This window comes from Dehalococcoidales bacterium (genome assembly GCA_028716225.1).
In the GTDB taxonomy this organism is placed as follows: Bacteria; Chloroflexota; Dehalococcoidia; order Dehalococcoidales; family UBA5760; genus UBA5760.
Genome location: JAQUQE010000006.1, coordinates 68,811 through 91,427, shown reverse-complemented (window position 1 = coordinate 91,427; position 22,617 = coordinate 68,811). Strand labels below are relative to the sequence as shown.

Sequence of the window (22,617 nt, the reverse complement as noted above, 5' to 3'; positions counted from 1 at the left end):
CGAACCCTCCTTCGGATATCTCTTAAGCTAATCAGCCAGGTCGAGGACGAGGTTCACCAGCGTACGCACGGGGACTCCGGTAGCTCCCTTGGTCAGGTAGCCCTTCTCCTTGTCGCTGATAAAAGTACCGGCGATATCCAGGTGTACCCAGGGGGTATCCCCGACAAACTCGGCGAGGAACTGGGCGGCCGTAATCGCACCGCCGTACCTGCTCCCACAATTCTTGATATCGGCGACATCACTCTTGTTCTGCTCCTTATACTGCTCATACATCGGCATCGGCCAGATCAGCTCTCCCGCCTTGCGACCGGCCGCAATTACCCTATCGATAAGCTCCTGACTATTTCCGAAAGCACCGCTACAGAAATCACCCAGGGCGACGTGGCAAGCCCCGGTGAGCGTGGCGACATCAACGATACGCTTAGCCCCGGCATTCTTAACATAGCTCAAGGCGTCAGACAGGATGAGCCGCCCCTCGGCATCGGTGGAGATAATCTCGATGGTCTTGCCCCCCATCGCCGTAAGCACATCACCCGGCTTGATGGCGCTGCCGCCGGGCAGGTTTTCCGTAGCCGGAATAACCGCCATAACATTAATACCGGGCTTAAGCTGGGCGAGTGCTCCCATCGCCGCAATAACGGCAGCTCCCCCCGCCATATCCCCCTTCATCTCCTCCATCTTCTCCGAGGGCTTGATCGAGATACCGCCGGAATCAAAGGTTATCCCCTTACCCACCAGGGCGATATCAATACCGTCGGCATCACTACCCCGGTAGTTAAGGATGATAAACCGGGCCGGCTCCCGGCTTCCCTGTGCCACACCCAGCAGTGCCCCCATCCCCAGCTCCTTCATCTGCTCCTCTTCAAGGACCTTAATCTCCAACCCGCACTTCCCAGCCAGTTCTCTCGCCGTCTCCGCCATAATAGCAGGAGTCATATAGTTAGCCGGTTCGTTAGCCATGTCACGGGCCCGGCTGGCCGCCTCGGCCATAATCCTGCCCTTAATGCAGCCCCGCTCCAGATCGGCACGCTCAGCTTCACTGGCTGCCACTATGGTAAACTCCCCGATCTCGCCATGTTCGGCCTCCCTGGTGATATGCCTGCGAAACGAGTAAAGACCGAGCTGGGCACCTTCGGTGACCGCCTGGGCTGCCGTCTCCGGGGGAATACCGGCCACCCCTGCCCCCAGGGCGGGAGTAGCGACACTAACACAACCCTTCTGCCTGAGCAAACGGCAGACTTCAGCAACAGCACCGCGAATCTTATCCGGGGACAGCTCCGATGGCTTACCCAGGCCGACCACAGCCACCCGGTCTGCCGGCAGCCGGCCCAGGCTGTGAACCAGGGTAATTTCGTTCAGCTTACCCTTAATCTCACCCTGCGTAGTAAGCCTCAAGACAGCCCCGCCCAGGGCACTGTCTATAGCAGCAATATCACCGCCAGGGTGCTCGGTACCATCAAACACCCCTGCCACGATAGCGCCGGCTTTAATCCCGGCAATATTGCCCGCAATAACCTTAATATCCAACTGAAACCTCCCTGAAATTACTAATCATTACTTACATTATCTCACTATTCCGCCGACCCGGCGTTCACTCTACGGTTACGCTCTTGGCCAGATTCCGCGGGGTATCTATCGGGCAGCCCCTCTCGCGGGCGGTATAGTAGGCCAGCAGCTGCAGGGCCGCCACATTCACCACCGGAGAAAACAGGGGATCAACCACAGGCACAGAGATAACCATGTCAGCAAACTCGCCGACATTACCGTCCCCCTCTTCGGCCAGTGCTATCACGGGCGCCTTTCTCGCCTTGACTTCCTTGATATTGGACAGCATCGCCTGATAGGTATTATCACGCGCCAGAATAGCGACTACCGGCGTATTCTCACCAAGCAGGGCAAAGGAGCCGTGCTTCAGCTCTCCGGCGGCATAGCCTTCGGCATGAATATAGGAAATCTCCTTTAGCTTAAGCGCTCCCTCCAGAGCTATCGGGTAGTTTATCCCCCTACCGATGAAGAACACACTCTCGTACCCGGAAAGATATCGGGCACATTCCTTAATGCTGTCCTTATCGCTCAACAAACGCTCCAGCTTCTCCGGCAGCTGTCTTAACTCCATAACCAGGTCCGCCAGTCTTCTGGCATCGACCTTATAGCTTAAGATTGCCAGCGAGTACAGGATAATAAGCTGAACGGTGAAGCTCTTGGTCGCCGCCACCCCTATCTCAGGCCCGGCCCGGGTATAGACTACCTCATCGGCAATCCGGCTGGCACTGCTATCCATCACGTTGGTAATGGCCAGCAACAGGCATCCGGCCGCTTTTGCCCTTTTCATGGCCGTGAGCGTGTCCGCCGTTTCCCCGGACTGAGTAATAGCAATAGCGACCGCTCCGTCCGGAGGCCGCTCGTAGTAGTTGACCTCAGAGGCCAGCTCCACCCTGACCGGAATACCGAGTACCTTCTCGATAATATACCTGCCTACCAGAGCCGCATGATAGGAGGTGCCGCAGGCCAGGAGGATCAACGGCCTGATATCACCCTGCATTTTGGTCAAATCAACCAGTGATTCGCCCGATGACTCATCCGATGACAACCACCCGATAAGGGTATCCCGTATCACCCGGGGCTGCTCATGAATCTCTTTAAGCATAAAATGCTCATAGCCCGCCCTCTGGGCATCCTCGACACTCCATAGAATCTTCTTCTCTTCCCGGGCAACCTCTCTGCCATCCCGCATAATCCTGATGCCCGCAGCGCTAACCACCCCGAGGTCGCCATCCTCCAAATAGACAACCCGGTTGGTGTCATCCAGCACCGCCGGCACATCCGAAGCGACAAAGTTTTCCCGATCACCGATACCGATAATCAACGGGTTGCCCTTCCTGGCAGCAACTAAATCAGACTCACCGACGGCCAATACGATTATGGCATAGCAGCCCTCCACATCCTTAAGAGCAGCCACCACCGCCCCCTCCAGGTCGCCCCGGTAGTATTTCTCAATAAGATGCGGGATCACCTCGCTATCCGTCTCGGAGATGAACCTGTGCCCTTCGGCTATCAACTGCTTTTTTAGCAACCGGTAATTGCCTATTATCCCGTTGTGCACAACGGCAAACCGCCCCGAGCAATCACAATGCGGATGGGCGTTTATCTGATTCGGCTCGCCGTGAGTTGCCCATCTGGTGTGACCGATGCCGGCCGTCCCCTCAAGGCGGGGGACTCTCTTCTTCAGATTTCCAACCTTGCCGGCGTCCTTATACACTGTAACGCCGTTATCGGCTATCGCAACGCCGCAGGAGTCATAGCCCCGGTACTCCAGCTTGAACAGATTGTTAAACAGTATGGGCTGGGCCCGCCGGTAGCCGATATAACCAACGATACCGCACATAGTTAAAACACCAAGCTCTTATCGGGCAGCCGCCCCCTGATCAACTTAAGCGCCTGCACCTCACTGTAGTTTCCTAAAATAGTGCCGGGCTGAGCGACCACGCCGCTTCCGATACTGCAGCCCTCACCCAGCATCGCTCCCATCTTTACCGAGTGGTATGAATCGTTAACCTTAACCTCAGCCTCACCGCTCAAGGCAGTGAAATGCCCCCCGATCGCACATCCGTTACCGACCACCGAGTCCTGGATAACACCGCCGGTAGCAATAGCAACATCGCTGCCGATGACGCTGTTTTTTATTTCACTGAAGGGAGAAACGATAACGTTATCGCCGATACTGGTAGCCGGCAGAATACAGGCATTGGGGCCGATATCACAACCATCTCCGATGACCACCGGACCGACTATAGACGAGTTTGCCCGTATTACGGTATCCCGCCCCACCGAGACCTGCCCTTTCAGGGAAACCCCCTTCTCAACAGTGCCACCCATCTCAGCCCTGGCCTTAAGAATGACCACGCTGTTAAGACCCAGCATGTCCCAGGGATAGACAGCTTCAAGCCAGGGGCCATCCGTCTCGCAGGCATAGATAGTCTTGCCACAGCCTATCATTTTGTTAAGGACAGCCGAGATAGACAGCTCGGCCTCGATATAGTCGAAAACCTCCCTGCCGAAGGCATAAATCCGGGTCATAACCGTATTACTGCCGGCTTCTTTGGGCTGCTCTACGATATCCCTGACCACGCCGTCCACAATATTCGCCACGCCGTACCTTTCCGGGTGCTCTACCCTCTTCACCAGGACGGCTGCCGGCTTAACGGTAACAAAACGGGCAATGGTAGCGGCTTCAATCAGTTTATCCCCGGAGAGGACCAGGAACTCATCCTGGGCCGCTTCCCTGGCCTGATCCAGAGCATGAGCGGTGCCCAGGCGTTCCTTCTGGGTGACATAGGTGATATCGACGCCGAGGTGCTCTCCCGAAACCATATAGTCGAATATCTGCTCACGCTTATAGCCCACCACCATTACAATGTTGCGAATCCCGTTCTGTGCCAATGCCTCAACCAGATACCGGAGGATCGGCTTGCCTGCTACGGGAAGCATTACCTTCGGCCGGTTAACTGTAAACGGCCTGAGCCGCCACCCCTCACCCGCTGCCAGGATTATCGCCTGTTTCATGATTCACCTCTCAGGATATCCTTGCCCCCGGTAAGAAGACGCCGCTGACCACCGCTCCCGGTGCAATATAAGCGTTATTGCCAATAACACTGCCGGTATTGATACTGGCGTTAATGCCGACCTCAACCCCGTCCCCGATGATAGCCCCCAGCTTGCGCCTTTTGCTGTCGATGCCGTCCACCACTATATTCTTCTTGTCCAGACGCAGGTTGGCAATCTTGGCTCCGGAACCCAGGTTACAGCCGGCACCGATAACGCTGTCACCAACGTAATTGTGGTGGGGAATCCTGGTCCCTGCCATGACGATGGAAGCCTTGACCTCGGTAGCGCCGCCGATATGGCAGCCGTCACCGATTGCGGTGTGAGGACGAATATAGCAGTTGGGCCCGATGTCACAGTCCTCCCCGATTATCACCGGCCCCAGGATGTATGAACCCGACCTTACTACCGTATTCCTGCCGATAGAGACCGGGCCCTTCATTACCACATTCTCTTCCACTTCACCATGGTTATCCGACTCAATCTCAGCCAGTAACGACTGGTTGGCCGCCAGCAGGTCCCAGGGATAGCTCAGGTTCAGCCAGTAGCCAATCTCCTGATAAGAGACCTCCTGTCCGCTATCTATCATCAACTGCAGGGAGTCGGTCAGCTCATACTCTCCCCGCGGCGATTTTCCCGTCCGGGATATGGCACCGAAGATATCGGGGGTAAGACGGTAGATGCCGGCATTTACCATACAGGAGGGAGGGCTGGCCGTCTTTTCGTAGATACGGATCACCCTGCCCTCACTCAACTCAAGGACGCCCACGCCCCGGGGATCCTCAACAGGAAAGACACTTAAGGCGTTACCTCCCTTCTCCATTACCAGCCTGATATCTTTGTGCTTAACGATAATATCCCCGTTCAGGAGAAGAAAGTCGCCGCCAAGCAGCCCCTCAACCATACGGAGGGCATCCGCAGTCCCCAGTTGACGCCCCTGGCGGCAGTATTCGATGCTTACTCCCCACCGGCTGCCGTCGGCAAAGTAGTCACGCACCTGCTCATCGTGATAGCCGACCACAAAGACAAACTCTGCGATACCCGCCTTCTTAGCCTCGATGACCAGATGCTCCAGTATGGGCCTGTTGGCGATGGGTATCATCACCTTGGGCCTGGTGTAAGTCAGGGGACGCATCCGGCTCCCCTCACCAGCCGCTAACATAACCGCCTTCAAAGACTCCCCTCCCTGTTGGCCTTACCGCACGCCCTGATTATCCTGATACCGCGATCATAAAGCTCCTCGGCTCGCGCCCGGCTCCTGGCCTCGGCAGTTATCCTCACCTTCGGCTCGGTACCGGAGGCCCTGATAAGCAGCCAGCCGTCGGCAAAGCCGAGTCTGATGCCGTCACTTTTGTTTAGCGATAGAGGCTTCATCACCGCCAGCCGCGACTCCAGCTCCGACACGGCTACCCCCCCTACCCCAACGCTACCCCTTAAGATGGGATAAGCGGGTATCTCATCAATCAATCCCGACAGCTTCTTACTGCTGGCGATTACGGCTATCCGGCCGGCAGCATAGATGCCGTCGGGACACAGCGAGATACCAGGAAAAATCCAGCTTCCCGAGGGCTCGCCGCCGAAATCCCCGGCCGACTTAAGCTCCTCGGAGACAGCGGTATCGCCTATCCTGGTCCGGGTAACCTTAAAACCCATCTCCTCGATAGCCATTGAGGCATCCAGGGTGGTAACCACCTCTTTCGCTCCGACCTCACGGGCAAAAAGCCCCAGGAGCTTATCTCCGGGTACGAACCGCCCCTTATCATCCACGGCCATCATCCGGTCGGCATCTCCGTCGTGAGCAATACCCAAATCGGCGTCAAAATCTTTAGTCGCCTTAATCAATTCGCCCAGATTTGCCTCGGTCGGCTCGGGGTTACGGGGAAAGAAACCGCTGGGATAGCAATTCAGGCCCACCACCCAGCAGCCCAACCTGCGGAGCAGATAGGGCGTGATCCCTGAAGCCGCACCACAGCCGCAGTCTACCACCACCTTGAGCCCGAGTCCAGAGGGAAAGTCTTTAAGGATGCGTTCGGTGTGTTCCTCAACAGCACCACCAAGTACGTTACTTGAGCCGATCTCCTGCCAGGAGGCAGCCCGGGGCAGATCGCCGAGGACCAGCTCCTCCACCTGCCGGCACTGATCCGGGCTGAAGGCAGAACCATCGGGATTTATCAGCTTGATGCCGTTATACTCCGGGGGGTTATGCGAGGCGGTAATCATTACCCCCGCCCGGAAGCTCCTGGCGGCGAAGGCGAGCGTCGGCGTAGAGAGGACTCCGCCGTCGGAGCAGCGAGCACCGCCGCTCAAAACGCCGGAGATAAGGGCATGCTTCAGGACAGGGGCGGAGGTCCGGGTATCGCTGGCGACCACTACGCTATCGTAGCTCTTCCCGAGAGCCATTCCCACTCTCAAGGCCAACTGGGTCAGGCCCTCATCGAAGAGCCTTCTTATTCCGGAGGTACCGAATAACTGCATCAAGCTAATTTAACCAACGCCAGTCGCGATGTCAAGTAATTTTAAGGTTTGGTAGTGTATCATTTTGGAATCAACTCAAGCGGTTGAGGGAGGGGGTGCCAGAGCATAAAGTGTCTGATAGTAAAATGAAGCGTTTGATTCGGCAGTTTGAAAAGGTTGGTTATCCTGTTGATAGTGAATTAAGGGGAGCAGCGGATAAGATTAACGGCAAGTGTAACCCTGATTACGCATATATTGATTAACGTGGGTTACACCAGCCCACACTTCTGCGACTATTCTGTTACAGGATGTCCCGACCGGTTCATACACAATATCTTTGTCCAGTATTAAGTCGGCAAGGGCTTTCTTTGCTTCGAGATATTCTTCCTGCCCTTTCTCGGGTGTACAGACATTCGCTAGGCGTATCCGGTGTTCCCTTGCTGTCTTAAAGGTATCCCCGTCCTCAACGTGCTTGCAATGGGCATAATACCTTTCCCCCATCTCTAATTACTCCATCTTTGTGGTTGGCTATATCTCTGATGATTATATCAATAATGAATTAAATGTCAATGTGGTTAGGTATGCTTGGGGATAGGAAATGTTGACAAGGACAGCGTAGACAGGCACTATATTAGATATAACATTACTATACGGCCAGTCAACGTGACTTTATGACTGAATATATGACCGGGATGTTCCTCTCCTTTTTCGCCAATCCCAATCCGTTTGGAATTGGTCTGGCGCTATACTTCGGCGCCTTCTGGCTGATACCATACTGGCCACCCCTCTTTAGCGACCGCCGTCTGTGGGCGGTCATGGCCGGTAGCGCCTTCCTGGCCCTGGCCGCCATCTCTTTTATTCAGGTTCCACTACAGCTTTGGGCCGGAATGGCCCTGGGCAAATTCTGGAGTCAAGAGGTCATTCTAAGCCGGATGTTGCTTTTCGGAATACCGCAGGTACTGATAAGCGGACTGGTCCAGGAGGGTGCCAAGCTGCTGCCGGTGGTTTTGTACTGGCGGCGCAAGAACAGGTACCTCGACCCCAGGTTGGGTCTGGCCATAGGAGCGACAGCCGGAGCAGCCTTCGGAATCTTCGAGGCACAGTGGGTACATAATGCTATCCTATTCTCGGTCAGCATATGGGGGGCCTTACAGACCTACGGTCTGTCAGCACTAACCGGATTCTGGGAGAGATTCTCGGTGGTGGCAGCACATACGGCATTTTCCGCGCTGGCCGGCTACGGCCTGGCTAGGGGCAAAGGGTGGCAATACTACCTGCTGGCTTCATTCTTACACGGCTTCCTGAACTACGGTGCCGTCATTCTGACAGCAGGGGTATTTACCACAGTACAATTGGAGATCTACATAACAGCATACGCACTGTCGCTAACCGGTTGGGCTCTGTGGCTCCGCTGGCGCAGGCCCATCTGACTGACATAGGAGATAAAAACCCCTACTTGACCCGGCTGACGGCAATCCAGACGCCGAGCGCCACCGCCAGAAGGTCGACAACCAGGCCCGGAATGCTGAACCACCGGAAAACGAACACCCAGGGAGGGAAGACGCTAATCAGATAGCCGGCAACCACGCTGGCGCCGGCAATAAGGCCCAGCCGCCGGCCGCGCTTGCGGTTAACGGAAAGGCCGACCACCTCCCCGATTCCGTAGCCGAAACCCGCCGCCAGCAGGAAGTTAAAATAAGCGAGATGCCCAATCGCCCACCAGGCTGCCCCACAGGCGAAAGCCATGCCGGTGGCCGCAGCGATAGCCCTCAGGTAATACCGGTTAGTCATGCTAAAGGTGGGCAGCTTCTGCAGGCTGGCGCATTCGGCGCACCGGGCACCTACCGGCGTCTGCACCAGACACTGGGGGCATATCGGCCTGCCGCACTTGCCACACCTTAGCTTAGTCTCGACGTCAGGATGAGTTGCGCATTTCACTTCTTGTTATTACCCGCCGGCCTTTTTTGCTTTTCCTCCTCCTCCTGTACCCGCGACATCCAGACGCTCCTCTCCCTTATGTCACGGTCGAACAAGAGACGGTTAACTAAAACCTGACTCCGGCTCAGAGAAGAACTGGTAACCGGCTGCGGAGCCGTCAGGCGCCGGATGACCAGCATCAGAAACATCCCGAAGCAACCCAGAGTAAAGGGGAGCGATGCAGCAAAAACCCAACTCACCAGAGGCAGTCCGGCTGCCGCGATGAATACCCCCAGCGAGCCCTGCTTAAAGAAAGAGCTGACCCAGACTACCGCATTCAGAATAACCGTAATAAGAATTACCGCGCCCCAGGAGACCAGATTATTTAACAAGGGAATGATCAGGGCGACCCCCATGGTGGTGACAACCCCCCTGCCCCCCCTGAAACGGAGGAAAACGGGCCAGTTGTGCCCACCAATCGTAGCCAATCCCACCACCACCTGCTCGGTAATACCCATACCCAGCCGCCAGGCCATCCACACTGTAAGCCAGCCCTTCAACAAGTCGAAGAGGAATACCGGAGCAACCACCCTCTTGGAGGTCGCACTCAGAAGATTGCTTGCCCCTACATTACCGCTGCCGTATTCCCTGATGTCTATGCCGCGAGACCACCTGGCTGCCAGGTACGAGGTCGGCACCGAGCCCAGGAGATAGCCGGCCGCTATCATCGTTCCAAACTCAAAACCCACCGATCCCACCTTGAGTAAGGCTACCTAATGATACTCCCTATCTACCTTATTTACAGGGAGATGCTTCGCTATTTATTGCTACGGCTGACCCGGAGCGCCCGCTGCTCCGCCAGTGCCGCCATGCGCCCTACTACCTCCACCGGTACATCCACGCCGCCGAGTGCGGTCTCAATTCCGGCATCGATACCGTGAAAATCACTGCCGCCGGTCGTAATGAGACCATGCTTCTCCGCCATCACCCGCAGGCTATCTATCTCCTGGGCCGTGTAACCATTGTAGTATGCCTCGATACCGACCAGACCCGCCCCCTTTAGCTCAACAACCATTCCCCGCCAGTCATTAATGAATAGCGGGTGTGCCAGTACTGGCAGTCCGCCGGCCCGCAAGATAAGCTCCACCGCCTCTACCGGCGTCACCTTGCGGCGTTCGGCATAGGCAGGAGCCCCCCGACCGATGTAGTTGGTAAACGCCTCTCTAAAAGAGCCGACATAGCCCTTTTCCAGCATCGCCAGGGCCAGGTGGGGCCGACCGACCGAACCGCTGCCGGCTATTTCCTGAACCCGCGGCCACTCGATATGAACACCGAGGTTATCGAGTTTGACTATCATCTCCCGGGCCCTCTCGCTCCGGGAATTACGCATCGCCTCCAGACCGGCCCTCAGCTCCTGATGAGTACCGTCGATAAAGTAGCCCAGAATATGGACCTCTCCCTGAGCGAAATCGGCACTGAGCTCAACGCCGGGGATAACCCTCAGTCCGGGGAAGTCATCGGCCGCCGCCCGGGCCGGTGCGATACCATCGGTAGTATCATGATCAGTAAGGGCAATAACGGTTAACCCCAGCCCGGCGGCCTTCGCCACAATCTCTGCCGGACTGAGCCGGCCGTCAGAAGCAGTTGAGTGTATGTGAAGATCCACCCGGGATACCATCACTCCGTCTCCCGCGAGATTCGCTCAATACTTACCGCCCGACCACTGCCCTCATCTATCCCGATCAGTACCGCATCAAGCGCTACCTTCCCCCTGCCTACGGACAGACGGTGGGGAATCATGGTCAGAAAACGGCGGGTGACCGCTTCAACATCATCACCGATAACCGAATCAACCGGCCCGGTCATACCGATATCGGTAACATAGGCCGTGCCCCGAGGCAGCAGCTTGGTGTCGGTGGTGCCGACATGGGTATGCGTACCGAGCACGGCGCTGACCCGCCCGTCCAGGTAGCGCCCCAGGGCTACCTTCTCCGAGGTTGCCTCAGCGTGGAAATCAACAATAATCACCGGCGGTAGGGGGTGAAGCCCGGCAAGCAGTTGGTCCATAGCCCGGAACGGACAGTCAAAATTACCCATAAAGGTCCTCCCGATCAGATTGACCACCATAACGTGACCGGTCAGTAAATAGCCTCTACCAGGTACGCCGCAAGGATAATTCAGCGGACGCAGGAGAGGCATCTCACCATCGAGGTGAGGGATGATATCTTTCTCCGCCCAGATATGATTACCCGAGGTAAGCACATGGATGCCGGCCCGAAGCAGCTCATTGGCCGTATTTACGGTCACCCCGATGCCACCGGCCACATTCTCAGCGTTAGCGATGACCAGGTCCACCCCGTACTCCCGGCTGATATCGGGCAGCAGACGGCTTACTGCCCGGCGCCCCGGCCGGCCAATGATATCACCGATCACCAGTACCATCATTAGCGTCTCCTACCTCACCGGCGACAAGCCGCCCGGTTTTCCGGAACGCCTTCACCGGTAAACGTATCTAATCTGCTTTACTTAGCGTAGTCTACCGCTCTAGTCTCTCTTAATACGATAACCTTTATCTGTCCCGGGTATTGCAGCCCTTCCTCTATTTTCTTAACGATATCCCGAGCGAGCCGCATCGCCCCCAGGTCATCAATCTCTTCCGGCTTGACCATAATACGTATCTCACGGCCGGCCTGGATGGCAAAGGACTTCTCTACCCCCTTAAAGCCGGTGGCAATATCCTCCAGCGCCTTTAAACGCTGCAGATAGCCCTCCAAAGACTCTCGCCGGGCTCCCGGCCTGGCGCTGCTGATAGCATCAGCCGCCGAGGCAATAAAGCCCCAGACACTGGTGGTCCCGGTCTCGCCATGGTGCTCAGCAATTCCCCGGACCACCTCGGAGGATTTATCCCACTGCTTGACCAGATCAGCGCCGATAGCGGCATGAGTCCCTTCTACCTCATGGTCCACCGCCTTGCCGATATCATGCAACAGCCCTGTTTTCTTAGCTATCGCCACATTGGCTCCCAGCTCGCTGGCAATCATACCGGATATGTGGGCCACCTCAATACTGTGAACCAGGACATTCTGCCCGTAGCTGGTACGAAACTTGAGGCGGCCAAGTAACCGGATCAACTCGGGACGCAAACCGGTAACGCCCACCTCACAGGCAGCCTGATCACCAGCACTATAGATAGCAGCCTCCACCTCTTCTTTGGACTTGGCTACCACCTCTTCAATACGAGCGGGGTGGATACGCCCGTCAAGAATCAGCTTGGTCAAAGCCAGACGGGCTACCTCACGCCGCACAGGGTCAAAGCTGGATAGGGTTACCGCCTCAGGGGTATCATCAATAATGAGATCAACCCCGGTCGCCTGCTCCAGAGCCCTGATGTTGCGCCCTTCCCGCCCGATAAGCCGGCCCTTCATATCGTCACTGGGAATAGCGACGATGGACACTGTTGCCTCAGCGACAACGTCAGAAGCACAGCGCTGGATAGCCAGGGATAGAATCTCCTGGGCCTTTTTATTCTCATCCGCTCTAAGTTCGCTCTCCCACTCCCGGAGGCGCCGTGAGGTATCATCCCGAATCTCAACCTCCACAGAATCAAGCAGCGACTTCTTCGCCTCATCGGTAGACATACCTGATATAATCTCCAGCTGCTTCAACTGCTTCCCTCTGGCCTCCTCAAGCTGTTCACGAATAGACTCTATCTTCTCTTCCTTGTTAGCCATCTCGCGCGAGCGGCGCTCAAGATCTTCCAATTTACGCTCAAGCGTCCCTTCCTTTTGCACCAGACGGTTCTCATTACGCTGCAGTTCGGAGCGCCGCTCGCGACACTCCGCTTCAGCCGTCGATTTTAGTCTCGCCGCCTCCGCCTTAGCCTCGCTAACCATGTCCCTGGCCTTATGTTCAGCATCAGTCTGTATCTTAGCCGCTTTCCTCTCGGCAAGACGCATTTCTCGGCTCAGACGGAACCTCCTGAAGAAGAAAACAAAGGCCGCCCCAGCTACCGCCCCGATGATGAAACTGAATAGAACGGTTAAGATGTTTATTGCTCCTGCGTTTGTTAGCATTTCATACCTCTTTTCTGGTTACAGCCCGGCACATAACAAAAGACCACCCACAACACACCAACTAGTGCCACAATACCGAAACGGCATTCATGGTAAGACTCCTTAGTGCTGGTCCCTTATTTCCTGCCACAACTGCTCCACAGTGTTATTTATCACCCGATAGCCAAAGCCACGCCGCCTGAGATACTCGGCCAGGCGGTGGCGAAAGCTCTGGTAATCAGACGCTGTTAATCGATACGCCCTGCTTAGGGCAGCGCGATAAGCGCTATCGTCATCATTGACTTCACCAACCACCCGGTCAATTACCTCCTCGGTAACTCCTTTACGCCTCAATTCAAGCCCGGTCAACCGGCGGCTGCGCGGGCTAAATGACTGTCGGTTATCTTTCCAAAACCGGGCAAAGTCTGTATCATCCACCAGCCCCTGCTCCTTCAGGCGGGTAATTACCGTCTCGATGCCATCACTATCAAAACCGCGCCGGGTGAGTCTCTCCCTAAGCTCAAATTCACTGCGGGGGCGATAGCTAAGGTAACGCATCGCAGCTTCAAGACAGCGCCGGGAGCCATCTACGATACCTAACGCCTCAATCTGAGACCGGGTTAGCTCCTGGCCGACCTTAAGCCCCTCTTTCGCCATCACTTCAACCCCAAGACTAAAAGCAAACGCTCCGTCCAGATATACGTTTACCCTCTTTCCCCGTCCCTTCCCCAGGCGAAGAGCGGTAACCCTGCTCATCTTACTAACAACCCCCGCCAAAAAATAAGGCCAAAGCTTTAATAAGCCTCAGCCTCATTTTACCTCGATATTCTATTCTATATTGCTACTAACCCGTCGGGTGGAGCATCTTTACCCTTCAGGAATCGCAGTATAAGTGTTTACGGCTGAGGCTCTAATCTGCTGCTCAATCTCTTGAGCTTGCTCAGGGTGCTGGTTCAGGTACTGCTTGGCATTCTCCTTGCCTTGCCCCAGACGAACATCACCGTAGGAGAAAAAAGAACCCGCCTTTTTCACTAGCCCCAACTCTACACCAACGTCAATAAGATTACCCTCCCGACTGATACCACGACTAAACATAATATCAAACTCGGCGCTTCTAAAGGGGGGAGCAACCTTATTCTTGACTACCTTAGCCTTAACACGATTACCAATCGCCTTGGTCCCATCCATAATAGTCTCAACACGCCTAAGGTCTATCCTGACTGAGCTGTAGAATTTGAGCGCCCGGCCACCCGGTGTCACTTCAGGATTGCCGAAGATGACTCCGACCTTTTCCCGGAGCTGGTTAATGAAGACCACCGCTGTACCAGCCCTACCAATAGCGGCAGCAAGCTTCCTCAAGGCCTGTGACATCAAGCGGGCCTGCAACCCGACATGGGCATCTCCCATATCCCCTTCGATTTCAATCCTGGGGACCAGGGCCGCTACGCTGTCAATCACTATCGCGTCCACCGCCCCGCTTCGGACCAACGCCTCAGTAATCTCCAGGGCTTCCTCTCCGGTATCAGGCTGGGAGATGAGCAAGTCATCAACATTAACACCACAAGCGGCGGCATAGGTAGGATCCAGGGCATGCTCCACATCAATATAGGCAGCCGTACCCCCCTGCTTTTGCGCTTCGGCAATGATATGCTGCGCCAGGGTGGTCTTTCCTGACGACTCGGGACCGAAAATTTCCGTGATACGACCTCTGGGAATACCCCCGACACCCAATACCAGGTCCAGTGCCAGCGAACCGCTGGGGATAGCCTCTACCGAAGCAGCTGCCATTATTCCCCCCAACTTCATCACCGACCCTTTACCATACCGCTTTTCTATCTGGTTGATGGCTAGCTCTAGTGCCTTCTCTTTCTCCGTGGTCATTTTCGCCTCAAAACCAATAATAACACAGGGATTCTGTCAAAACAAGCAGTTCCCGGCAGCAGCCATTCTTCGCTCATTCAGGACAAGCTCGCTCCGGCTACCATTCATCATCGCGATAGAAGCCGATGCCGAAAAACCCCGGCCCCAGGTGACTGGCCAACACCGGACCCAGCTCAAGAAGCTCCAGGTCGGCACAGTCGAAACACGCCTCGACCTCCTTTTTAAGCAGCAGGGCCGATTCCATATTTGCCGTATGGACCACACCGACATGGTCCGGAGTCCGTCCTCCCTGCCGCAGCTTCATCAGTTCTATGATATACTCTATCGCCTTAGCACTGGTTCTCGCCCGGGAGAGCACCTTGAGCTCACCGCCCTCAAAAGCCAGGATCGGCTTAATCCGGAGCAGGGTACCGAGCAAAGCCTTGGCTGCCCCGATACGTCCACCCCTGGCAAGGTACTCCAGCGTGCCGAACGCACCGAAAGCATTCATGCAGGAATTTAGTCTTTCAATAGAAGTCTTGAGCTGAGGCAGGCTCTGCCCGTCTTCCGCAGCCCTGACGGCAGGAGCAATCAACATACGTAAGGCTACCGTAAGGCAGTCCACTATCTCAATCTGTGCCTGGGGCAGTTTCTTCCTGGCCGCTCTGGCAGAATTGACCGTTCCACTCAGCAGGCTGGAGATATGAAGAGAAAGGATAGGTTGTCCCGCTTCAGCAAGCTCGCGGTACAGGCGGGTAAAATCCTCTACCGAAGGCTGCGAAGTGGTCGGCAGAATACCGTCCCTGGACAGACGGCGATAGAATTCCTCATTGGTAATGTCCACTCCCTCATTGAAGACCTCCGTCCCTAAGATAACCTTAAGCGGCACAACGCGGACATCGTAACGGGCAATCTCCTCCGCTGACAGGGAAGCAGTACTATCAGTGACAATCTTAACCTTGCCGGTTCCCATCCTTAAGCCATCCTTCGTTAAAAAACAGCGATCGGCGGCGGCAGACGCTTGTGCGCATTAGCCGCTATCTTCGTCTCAATCTTCTCCCTCAACCCTTCCGGAGCCTCGCCGGTAATTAGATAGCGGTCGAGCGCCTGATAGCTAATACCCATTTCGCATTCATCGGTCTGTCCCGGCCACAGACCGGCCGAGGGGGGTTTATCAATAATCGGCTGCGGGATACCCAGGAAACTGGCCAGCTCCCTTACCTGCTCCTTAACCAGGTCACCCAGGGGCATAATATCCACCCCACCATCTCCGTACTTGGTAAAGTATCCGATGGCAAGCTCACAGCGATTGCTCGACCCGACCACGGCGTAGCCAAGCCGGTTGGCGAAGTAATAGAGAGGCAGCATCCTTAGCCTGACCTTAAGGTTAGACCTGGCCATCTTGCCAAGAGCCGGATCTACATCGTCACCGGCTAAGACCTCAAGCAGGGTGTCAAAGACGGAATCCAGAGCAACCAGCCTGGTCGGGATAGAAAACCGGCCGGCTACGGCCAGGGCATGCTCGGCATCCTCCCCGCAGCTATAGCACGGCATGATGACCCCCAACATGTTCTCGGGAAAAGCACGCCGGCACAGCACCGCCGCCACCGAGGAATCAAGCCCGCCGCTCATCCCCAGGACAACCCCCTTGCATCCGGCGGCAAGCACCTGCTCTTTCACCCAGACGACCAGTCTATCCACCATGTACTGACAATCCATATCGAACCTCCTGCCATCAACCGAAAGTATACTACCCTCAGCCTGTACAATCAAAAGGACAGATATCGCTTAAGCAGCAACTCCGGCAGAGCGGGCGGCGGCGACAGACTTCCTTGGCCAGACGGACCAGGAGAGCATGGTATTCCTGAAACATCCCGCCATCAGCAGGCAGGTTATCCATAAAAAGGGACTGGTAGGCGGCGTAGCCCCTGGCTCGAGGGGTCATCCCGAGACGGTCGATAATGCGGCGGGTATAGGCATCGATAACAAAAACCGGCTTCTTTGCCGCATAGAGCAGGATGGAGTCGGCGGTCTCTTCTCCAACACCATGGACGGAAAGCAGCTCCCGGCGAAGGGCAGCGGTATCAACTGCAAAGAGCTTCTCAAGGTCATCGCCACAGACCTCCCCGAGCCATCGGGCCAGGTACTTGAGCTTTAGCGCCTTGGCATTATAGTAACCGCAGGGTCGGATAAGACCGGCAAGCTCGGGGGTGGGCAGCCGGCGCAGCGCCTGCGGTAACAGCAGCCGCCCGGCCCTCAGGTTGGCAATCGCCTTTTCCACATTTCGCCAGGCTGCCGACTGCGTCAGGATGGCGCCGGCCATCATCTCAAACGGCCCATCAGCGGGCCACCAATGCTGCGGGCCGTAGCAGTCGACAAGCCGACGGTAGATCTCCCTGAGTTTCCGGTTCACCCGGTAATATTCACCTATCCACGGGGGCACCACCGCATCGGCCACAGAGTCGCCCTGCGGGAGATAGGGTTTGATATCGATCACCGGAGTGCCGTTAATAGCGTCAAGACCCTCAACCACCAGTATATTCTTACGTCGCTCAATCAGTCTCACCATGGCTATCCCCACCGGGTTGGGCCGGTATGGCGAGCGCGTCGCAAAAAGCCCCACCAGGGGATAATCACACCTACCCTGGGGATGTACCTTCAGTGACAGCCTGTCGGGATCAGCCTGATGCATCCAGTATAAGACTATAATGTGGGAAAAATCATCGATGCCATCCAGGGCCACGGCCAGGCTCCGGTCAATCACAACCTCAGCAACAGCCCCCGATTGGCCTGGCTGTGCCATCCCCCCGGGTCTGCTTCTGACCACCCCGATGGCCTTCAAGGCCGCTCCCGCTAGATCAAAGACCATTTTAAAATCACCGCAGAAATGGTAACACCCCTCCGCCTCCCCTGACAAATCACCGTTTGGGAAATTCAACCCCCGGGCCTGGTTTGCCAACCGCCAAGAGGCTATAATATGCTACAATAGAGCTTGATTACGGGTAGTTAAAAAGTGAATCCTTTCAAAAGGCTGCGCCAGGGACTGATTATCCTGATCTGCATTGTAGCCGCCGGTACTATCGGCTATATGTACATCGAGGGATGGTCGTTCGGCGAAGCCGTTTATATGACGGTAATCACCATAGCCACGGTTGGCTACGGTGAGGTCCACCCCTTAAGCGCCACCGGACGGATTTTTACCATAGTGCTCATCGCCGGGGGTGTCAGCGGGGCAGCCTTTGTCTTAGGCGCCTTTATCGAATACATCGTCGAAGGAAAGTTTCGTACCACCCTGGGGGGGGCGGCAAATGAAAGCTAGAATAGCCAAACTGAAAGACCACTTTATTCTCTGCGGCTACGGGAGGGTCGGAGAGGATATCGCCCGCACCTTTAGTGAGGAGGGGATCCCGTTTATCGTGGTTGACAACCGCCCGGACATCATTACCAAGGCGGAGGAAGCAGGCCATCTCTACCTGCTCGGTGATGCCACCAGCGACAAGGTGTTGATTGAGGCCGGCATCGAACGGGCCAGGGGGCTGGTGGCCGCTGTAGACAGCGATGTCGACAATACCTATATCACTCTCTCCGCCCGGGGAATGCAGCCTGACCTGTTTATTGAAGCCCGGGCCAGCAATGAAGAGGCGGAGATAAAGCTAAAGATGGCCGGGGCCAACCATACCGTGTCGCCGAATAAAATCGGCGCCCGGCGTATGGCTATGCTTGCCATACGTCCGGGGGTGGTAGACTTCATCGACACGGTAACCTACGGCCGCGGCAGAGAGATGGATATGGAAAACATCGTCGCCGGCAAAACCTCCCCACTGGTCGGCAAAACGGTAGAGGAAATCCGCCGGCAGAGCAGGGCAATTATCCTGGCAATAGGCAAGAAAACGGGCCGGCTCCTGCCCAATCCACCCGGTGAGATAGCCATCGAGGAGGGAGACCTCCTGATCGTCATCGGTACCAGGAATCAACTGGCGGCCCTGGAGTGTCTTTGTGAAGGAGGTAATCCCAGTGAATAAGGTCAAGGTAGGCATTATCAATGTTACCGGTTACGCCGGCATCGAGCTGGCCCGCTTACTATCTCAGCACCCGGCGGTGGAGCTTACTTCGGTCACCGGGCGCTCTCTGGCAGGGCAGCTCCTGGGCAAGGCCTTTCCGCACCTGTCCGGCATCAATCTTAGCATTGAAGCAAAGCTGGGCCAGGTTGAGCTGGCATTCTCCGCTATGCCGCACCAGGAGAGCGCCAAAGAGGTGATCCCGCTTCTCGACCGCGGCGTTAGAGTGATTGACATAAGCGCTGATTTCAGGCTAAAGGACGCCTCCGCATACCTTAGCTGGTACGGGGTCGGTCACCCCCGGCCCGAGCTACTGGCCCATGCCATCTACGGACTGCCCGAGCTACACCGCGCTCAGATTAGATCGGCCACCCTGGTGGCTAACCCCGGCTGTTACCCCACCGGAGCCATTCTGGCACTGGCCCCGGCAGTCAAGTCCGGGATAATCGGTCCGGACGTCATTATCGACAGCAAGTCCGGCATCTCGGGGGCTGGCCGGAGCTTAAGCTTAAAGACCCACTTCCCCGAAGCCAACGAAGATGTGGCCGCCTACGCTCTGGACGGACACCGCCACCTGCCCGAGATTGCTCAGGAGCTTGGCCAGCTTGCTCCCGGATCGCCACCACAGGTAAGCTTCGTCCCTCACCTGATACCGATGACCCGGGGAATACTGACCACCGCCTACGCCCCCCTGGCCCCGGGTAAGATCTCGGTTGACCGGAAGGGGCAACAGGCGCTGCTTAAGCTCTACCGCGACTTCTACCGGGACGAGCCCTTCGTCAGAGTGATCGAGGAGCCCCCGCACACCAAGCATACCTGGGGAAGCAACTACTGCTTTATTCATCCCACCATCGACATCAGGACAGGGAGACTAATTACCGTCAGCAGCATCGACAATCTGGTCAAGGGGGCTGCCGGACAGGCAATCCAGAACATGAACCTGATGCTGGGGATTGAGGAAACATCCGGCCTTGGCGCCCCGGCTGTTTGCCCCTGAAAAGGCTTCCCTTGGCAAGCTCACTTGTGTTATAATTAAGCAAGATGGTTACCTTGATATCACATAGAATTACTTCCTGTCGGGTAGCCTCTTTTTACTACTGCCATCTGCACTTATGTTCAACCTTCCCTCTCCCCTTTACACACTGCTAAACGGAGGTCAGACCGGCTGTGACCGAGCAAGGACTAGAGTCAACCGAGCCGCAAAGAGGATACACCGCCAAAGATATCCAGGTGCTGGGCGGTCGGGAGGCGGTACGCAAACGGCCCGGTATGTATATCGGCAGCACAGACCAGCGCGGTCTGCACCATGTCGTCTACGAGATTGTCTACAACAGCGTTGACGAAGCCATGTCCGGCTTCTGCTCCAGAATAGTAGTCACACTGGAACGAGACAAATCGGTTAAGGTTGAAGACAACGGGCGCGGCATCCCGGTAGATATCCACCCTACCACCAATATATCCGCCCTGCAGACGGTAATGACCACCCTCCACGCAGGTGCAAAATTCGGCGGTAAGATATATCAGGTATCCGGCGGCCTACACGGGGTAGGCGCCTCGGTAGTAAATGCTCTCTCCGCCTGGCTTACGGTCAATGTCAGGCGTGACGGACGGCTCTACGAACAGCGCTACTGCCAGGGAATACCCCAGGGAGAGGTATCCGTAGTCGGAGAAGCCGATGACACCGGCACCACGACTACCTTCCTTGCCGATGAAGAGATATTCGGCCCTATCGACTACGATTTTGACACCCTCTGCGAGCGCCTGCGGGAGGTAGCCTATCTCAATAAGGAGCTGGAGCTGTGCCTGTACGATAAAGAAAAGGACAGGGAAAAGACCTTCTATTTTGAGGGCGGTATCAACAGCCTCGTCCGTCACCTTAACCGGAACCGGGAGGTCCGCCACCGTTCCCCCATCTATATCTCTAAAACGATTGACAGCACTATGGTCGAGGCAGCTCTTCAGTATAACGACGGCTTTTCCGAGGCCATCTTCAGCTTTGCCAACTGCGTCAATACGGCGGACGGCGGTACCCACCTGACCGGATTCCGCTCGGCGCTGACCCGGGTGCTCAATGACTACGCCCGTAAGAACAAGATGATCAAGGAGGACGACCCCAACCTGACCGGTGAAGACGTCAGGGAAGGGCTTACCGCCGTCATCAGTGTTAAGCTCTCCGAGCCGCAGTTTGAAGGACAGACAAAGGGTAAACTGGGCAACGCCGAGATTAAGAGCATCGTGGAGAGCGCCGTAAGCGAGGGGCTATCCCTCCATCTCGAGGAACACCCCCAAGATGCCCAGCAGATCATCGACAAGTGCCTCACCGCCGCCAGAGCCCGAGAAGCCGCTCGCAAGGCCCGTGACCTGATTATCAGAAAGAGCAGCCTCGATACCGGCATTCTGCCGGGAAAGCTGGCTGACTGCTCCGAGAAGGACCCCTCTCTCTGTGAACTATATCTGGTGGAAGGTGACTCCGCCGGCGGCTCTGCCAAGCAGGGACGGAACCGCCGCTTTCAGGCAATCCTGCCCCTGCGCGGCAAAATCATCAATGTGGAAAAGGCCCCCCCGGACAAGATGCTGGCCCACGCCGAAATCCGTGCCATTATTACGGCCCTGGGAGCGGGACTGGATGAAGACTTCGATCCCGTCAAGCTCCGCTATCACCGGATTATACTGATGACCGACGCCGACGTCGACGGTTCTCACATACGCACCCTGCTCCTCACCTTCTTCTTCCGGCACATGGTAGACCTGATCAACCACGAACACCTGTTTATTGCTCAACCACCGCTGTACCGTATCAAGAACGGCAAGCAAGAGCAGTGGGTCTACTCAGAGGCAGAAAAAGAAGAGAGTATGAACCAGCTAAAAGGGGCGAGAAAGGTTGAGGTGCAGAGATACAAGGGCCTGGGAGAGATGAGCGCCGAGCAGCTGTGGGAGACTACGATGAATCCCACCTCACGCACCCTGCTCAGTGTCAACCTGGAGGACGCCGCCAGGGCCGACCACATATTCCACGTGCTGATGGGAGAAGAAGTACCACCTCGCAAAGCCTTTATCCAGGCCCATGCCAAGAGCGTCAAGAACCTGGATATCTAGTGGACGATCTTTAAGATAGCGGCGAAATCATACCCCGCCTCTCTCAGCCGGGCGCTGCCACCCTCTTGCCGGTCAACCAGGGCAACCACCTTGACCACCCGACAGCCAGCCTCTTCTACCGTCTCAATAGCCTTACATACCGAGCCTGCGGTGGTCAGGACGTCCTCAACTATAGCCACCCGGGAGCCCTCTTCAAGGTGTCCTTCAACCTTTCTCATCGTGCCGTGTTCCTTGGCCACCTCCCGGACGACAAAAATCGGTATCGGCTTCCCCTCCAGATAGCTTATTACCGCAGCTGCGGTTACCATGGAGTAAGCACCGGTGGCAACACCGCCGATAGCATCAATACCAGTGCCGGACAGCATATCATATATTACCCGGCCCACACGGTAGGCCCCCTCCGGAGATAGGGTCAGCTTCTTCCCATCAAAGTAGTAGCTGCTCTTCTTCCCCGAGGTAAGGATAAACTCCCCCTTTAGGAAGGCCCCTACCTCACCGGCAATATCCCTGAGCCTTCTGGCACCTTCAGTATCAAGCCCCAACTCCAGATTAGGATATACTCCCATATATTGTCCTCC

At 56.2% G+C, this 22,617-nt stretch carries 22 protein-coding genes; 5 read left to right on the top strand and 17 right to left on the bottom strand.

Features of this window, described 5'->3' with window-relative positions:
* Nucleotides 1–27: 27 nt before the first annotated feature.
* The 6 genes from PHI12_05630 to PHI12_05605 all read right to left on the bottom strand — a co-directional run bounded on the left by PHI12_05630 (nt 28) and on the right by PHI12_05605 (nt 7,557).
* A complete protein-coding gene (locus PHI12_05630) occupies nt 28–1,527 on the bottom strand; it encodes a leucyl aminopeptidase (GenBank protein MDD5510269.1) in 1,500 nt (499 codons plus the stop codon).
* Nucleotides 1,528–1,591: 64 nt separating this feature from the next.
* Nucleotides 1,592–3,385 (bottom strand): glutamine--fructose-6-phosphate transaminase (isomerizing), encoded by a 1,794-nt coding sequence (gene glmS, locus PHI12_05625; GenBank protein ID MDD5510268.1) that lies wholly within the window; start codon nt 3,383–3,385, stop codon nt 1,592–1,594.
* A gap of 2 nt (nt 3,386–3,387) precedes the next feature.
* Nucleotides 3,388–4,563, bottom strand: coding sequence for a sugar phosphate nucleotidyltransferase (locus PHI12_05620; protein MDD5510267.1), 1,176 nt, complete (start codon nt 4,561–4,563; stop codon nt 3,388–3,390).
* 10 nt (nt 4,564–4,573) lie between these two features.
* Nucleotides 4,574–5,776, bottom strand: a complete 1,203-nt coding sequence (locus PHI12_05615; GenBank protein MDD5510266.1) for a sugar phosphate nucleotidyltransferase — start codon at nt 5,774–5,776, stop codon at nt 4,574–4,576.
* Nucleotides 5,773–7,077, bottom strand: a complete 1,305-nt coding sequence (gene glmM / locus PHI12_05610) for a phosphoglucosamine mutase (GenBank protein MDD5510265.1) — start codon at nt 7,075–7,077, stop codon at nt 5,773–5,775. The genes PHI12_05615 and glmM overlap by 4 nt, the downstream gene beginning before the upstream one ends.
* Nucleotides 7,078–7,278: 201 nt before the next feature.
* Entirely contained in the window at nt 7,279–7,557 is a 279-nt protein-coding gene (locus tag PHI12_05605; protein ID MDD5510264.1) for a thermonuclease family protein, read from the bottom strand.
* A gap of 170 nt (nt 7,558–7,727) precedes the next feature.
* Between PHI12_05605 and PHI12_05600 the strand changes: the two genes are divergently transcribed.
* Nucleotides 7,728–8,486, top strand: coding sequence for a PrsW family glutamic-type intramembrane protease (locus tag PHI12_05600; protein ID MDD5510263.1), 759 nt, complete (start codon nt 7,728–7,730; stop codon nt 8,484–8,486).
* Nucleotides 8,487–8,508: 22 nt separating this feature from the next.
* Here the strand turns inward: PHI12_05600 and PHI12_05595 are convergent, their stop codons facing one another.
* The 10 genes from PHI12_05595 to tsaA all read right to left on the bottom strand — a co-directional run bounded on the left by PHI12_05595 (nt 8,509) and on the right by tsaA (nt 17,754).
* Nucleotides 8,509–8,994 carry a B-box zinc finger protein gene (locus PHI12_05595; GenBank protein ID MDD5510262.1) on the bottom strand — a complete coding sequence of 162 codons (486 nt, stop codon included), beginning with the start codon at nt 8,992–8,994 and terminating at the stop codon, nt 8,509–8,511.
* Complete coding sequence (locus tag PHI12_05590; protein MDD5510261.1) at nt 8,991–9,722, bottom strand: glycerol-3-phosphate acyltransferase; 732 nt, start codon at nt 9,720–9,722, stop codon at nt 8,991–8,993. Before PHI12_05590 ends, PHI12_05595 begins: the two co-directional genes overlap by 4 nt.
* A gap of 68 nt (nt 9,723–9,790) precedes the next feature.
* On the bottom strand, nt 9,791–10,651 hold the full coding sequence (locus tag PHI12_05585; GenBank protein ID MDD5510260.1) for a PHP domain-containing protein: 861 nt from the start codon (nt 10,649–10,651) through the stop codon (nt 9,791–9,793).
* On the bottom strand, nt 10,651–11,418 hold the full coding sequence (locus PHI12_05580) for a TIGR00282 family metallophosphoesterase (GenBank protein ID MDD5510259.1): 768 nt from the start codon (nt 11,416–11,418) through the stop codon (nt 10,651–10,653). Before PHI12_05580 ends, PHI12_05585 begins: the two co-directional genes overlap by 1 nt.
* A 77-nt stretch (nt 11,419–11,495) precedes the next feature.
* Nucleotides 11,496–13,046 (bottom strand): ribonuclease Y, encoded by a 1,551-nt coding sequence (rny, locus tag PHI12_05575; GenBank protein MDD5510258.1) that lies wholly within the window; start codon nt 13,044–13,046, stop codon nt 11,496–11,498.
* 102 nt (nt 13,047–13,148) lie between these two features.
* A complete protein-coding gene (locus PHI12_05570) occupies nt 13,149–13,781 on the bottom strand; it encodes a RecX family transcriptional regulator (GenBank protein MDD5510257.1) in 633 nt (210 codons plus the stop codon).
* Between the two features lie 111 nt (nt 13,782–13,892).
* Nucleotides 13,893–14,906 carry a recombinase RecA gene (recA, locus tag PHI12_05565; GenBank protein ID MDD5510256.1) on the bottom strand — a complete coding sequence of 338 codons (1,014 nt, stop codon included), beginning with the start codon at nt 14,904–14,906 and terminating at the stop codon, nt 13,893–13,895.
* Between the two features lie 97 nt (nt 14,907–15,003).
* Nucleotides 15,004–15,858, bottom strand: a complete 855-nt coding sequence (locus PHI12_05560; GenBank protein MDD5510255.1) for a DegV family protein — start codon at nt 15,856–15,858, stop codon at nt 15,004–15,006.
* A gap of 17 nt (nt 15,859–15,875) precedes the next feature.
* Nucleotides 15,876–16,604, bottom strand: a complete 729-nt coding sequence (gene nadE / locus PHI12_05555; GenBank protein ID MDD5510254.1) for an NAD(+) synthase — start codon at nt 16,602–16,604, stop codon at nt 15,876–15,878.
* A gap of 37 nt (nt 16,605–16,641) precedes the next feature.
* Nucleotides 16,642–17,754 (bottom strand): tRNA (N6-threonylcarbamoyladenosine(37)-N6)-methyltransferase TrmO, encoded by a 1,113-nt coding sequence (gene tsaA, locus PHI12_05550; GenBank protein ID MDD5510253.1) that lies wholly within the window; start codon nt 17,752–17,754, stop codon nt 16,642–16,644.
* Nucleotides 17,755–17,898: 144 nt separating this feature from the next.
* Between tsaA and PHI12_05545 the strand changes: the two genes are divergently transcribed.
* The 4 genes from PHI12_05545 to gyrB all read left to right on the top strand — a co-directional run bounded on the left by PHI12_05545 (nt 17,899) and on the right by gyrB (nt 22,039).
* On the top strand, nt 17,899–18,204 hold the full coding sequence (locus PHI12_05545; protein ID MDD5510252.1) for a potassium channel family protein: 306 nt from the start codon (nt 17,899–17,901) through the stop codon (nt 18,202–18,204).
* Complete coding sequence (locus PHI12_05540; GenBank protein ID MDD5510251.1) at nt 18,194–18,907, top strand: NAD-binding protein; 714 nt, start codon at nt 18,194–18,196, stop codon at nt 18,905–18,907. The genes PHI12_05545 and PHI12_05540 overlap by 11 nt, the downstream gene beginning before the upstream one ends.
* Nucleotides 18,900–19,940, top strand: a complete 1,041-nt coding sequence (gene argC, locus PHI12_05535; GenBank protein ID MDD5510250.1) for an N-acetyl-gamma-glutamyl-phosphate reductase — start codon at nt 18,900–18,902, stop codon at nt 19,938–19,940. Before PHI12_05540 ends, argC begins: the two co-directional genes overlap by 8 nt.
* 170 nt (nt 19,941–20,110) lie before the next feature.
* Nucleotides 20,111–22,039 (top strand): DNA topoisomerase (ATP-hydrolyzing) subunit B, encoded by a 1,929-nt coding sequence (gyrB, locus tag PHI12_05530; protein MDD5510249.1) that lies wholly within the window; start codon nt 20,111–20,113, stop codon nt 22,037–22,039.
* On the opposite strand, the gene pyrE is transcribed toward gyrB, so the two are convergent.
* Nucleotides 22,036–22,605, bottom strand: a complete 570-nt coding sequence (pyrE, locus tag PHI12_05525; protein ID MDD5510248.1) for an orotate phosphoribosyltransferase — start codon at nt 22,603–22,605, stop codon at nt 22,036–22,038. The genes gyrB and pyrE overlap by 4 nt on opposite strands.
* Nucleotides 22,606–22,617 lie beyond the last annotated feature (12 nt).

Excerpts from the sequence above, each read along its gene's own strand:
- glmS (MDD5510268.1), bottom strand. The coding sequence starts at position 3,385 with ATGTGCGGTATCGTTGGTTATATCGGCTACCGGCGGGCCCAGCCCATA.
- PHI12_05570 (MDD5510257.1), bottom strand. The coding sequence starts at position 13,781 with ATGAGCAGGGTTACCGCTCTTCGCCTGGGGAAGGGACGGGGAAAGAGG.
- pyrE (MDD5510248.1), bottom strand. The coding sequence starts at position 22,605 with ATGGGAGTATATCCTAATCTGGAGTTGGGGCTTGATACTGAAGGTGCC.
- PHI12_05540 (MDD5510251.1), top strand. The coding sequence starts at position 18,194 with ATGAAAGCTAGAATAGCCAAACTGAAAGACCACTTTATTCTCTGCGGC.
- PHI12_05600 (MDD5510263.1), top strand. The coding sequence starts at position 7,728 with ATGACTGAATATATGACCGGGATGTTCCTCTCCTTTTTCGCCAATCCC.
- nadE (MDD5510254.1), bottom strand. The coding sequence starts at position 16,604 with ATGGATTGTCAGTACATGGTGGATAGACTGGTCGTCTGGGTGAAAGAG.
- tsaA (MDD5510253.1), bottom strand. The coding sequence starts at position 17,754 with ATGGTCTTTGATCTAGCGGGAGCGGCCTTGAAGGCCATCGGGGTGGTC.
- PHI12_05620 (MDD5510267.1), bottom strand. The coding sequence starts at position 4,563 with ATGAAACAGGCGATAATCCTGGCAGCGGGTGAGGGGTGGCGGCTCAGG.
- PHI12_05605 (MDD5510264.1), bottom strand. The coding sequence starts at position 7,557 with ATGGGGGAAAGGTATTATGCCCATTGCAAGCACGTTGAGGACGGGGAT.
- PHI12_05580 (MDD5510259.1), bottom strand. The coding sequence starts at position 11,418 with ATGATGGTACTGGTGATCGGTGATATCATTGGCCGGCCGGGGCGCCGG.
- PHI12_05560 (MDD5510255.1), bottom strand. The coding sequence starts at position 15,858 with ATGGGAACCGGCAAGGTTAAGATTGTCACTGATAGTACTGCTTCCCTG.
- glmM (MDD5510265.1), bottom strand. The coding sequence starts at position 7,077 with ATGCAGTTATTCGGTACCTCCGGAATAAGAAGGCTCTTCGATGAGGGC.
- rny (MDD5510258.1), bottom strand. The coding sequence starts at position 13,046 with ATGCTAACAAACGCAGGAGCAATAAACATCTTAACCGTTCTATTCAGT.
- recA (MDD5510256.1), bottom strand. The coding sequence starts at position 14,906 with ATGACCACGGAGAAAGAGAAGGCACTAGAGCTAGCCATCAACCAGATA.
- PHI12_05585 (MDD5510260.1), bottom strand. The coding sequence starts at position 10,651 with ATGGTATCCCGGGTGGATCTTCACATACACTCAACTGCTTCTGACGGC.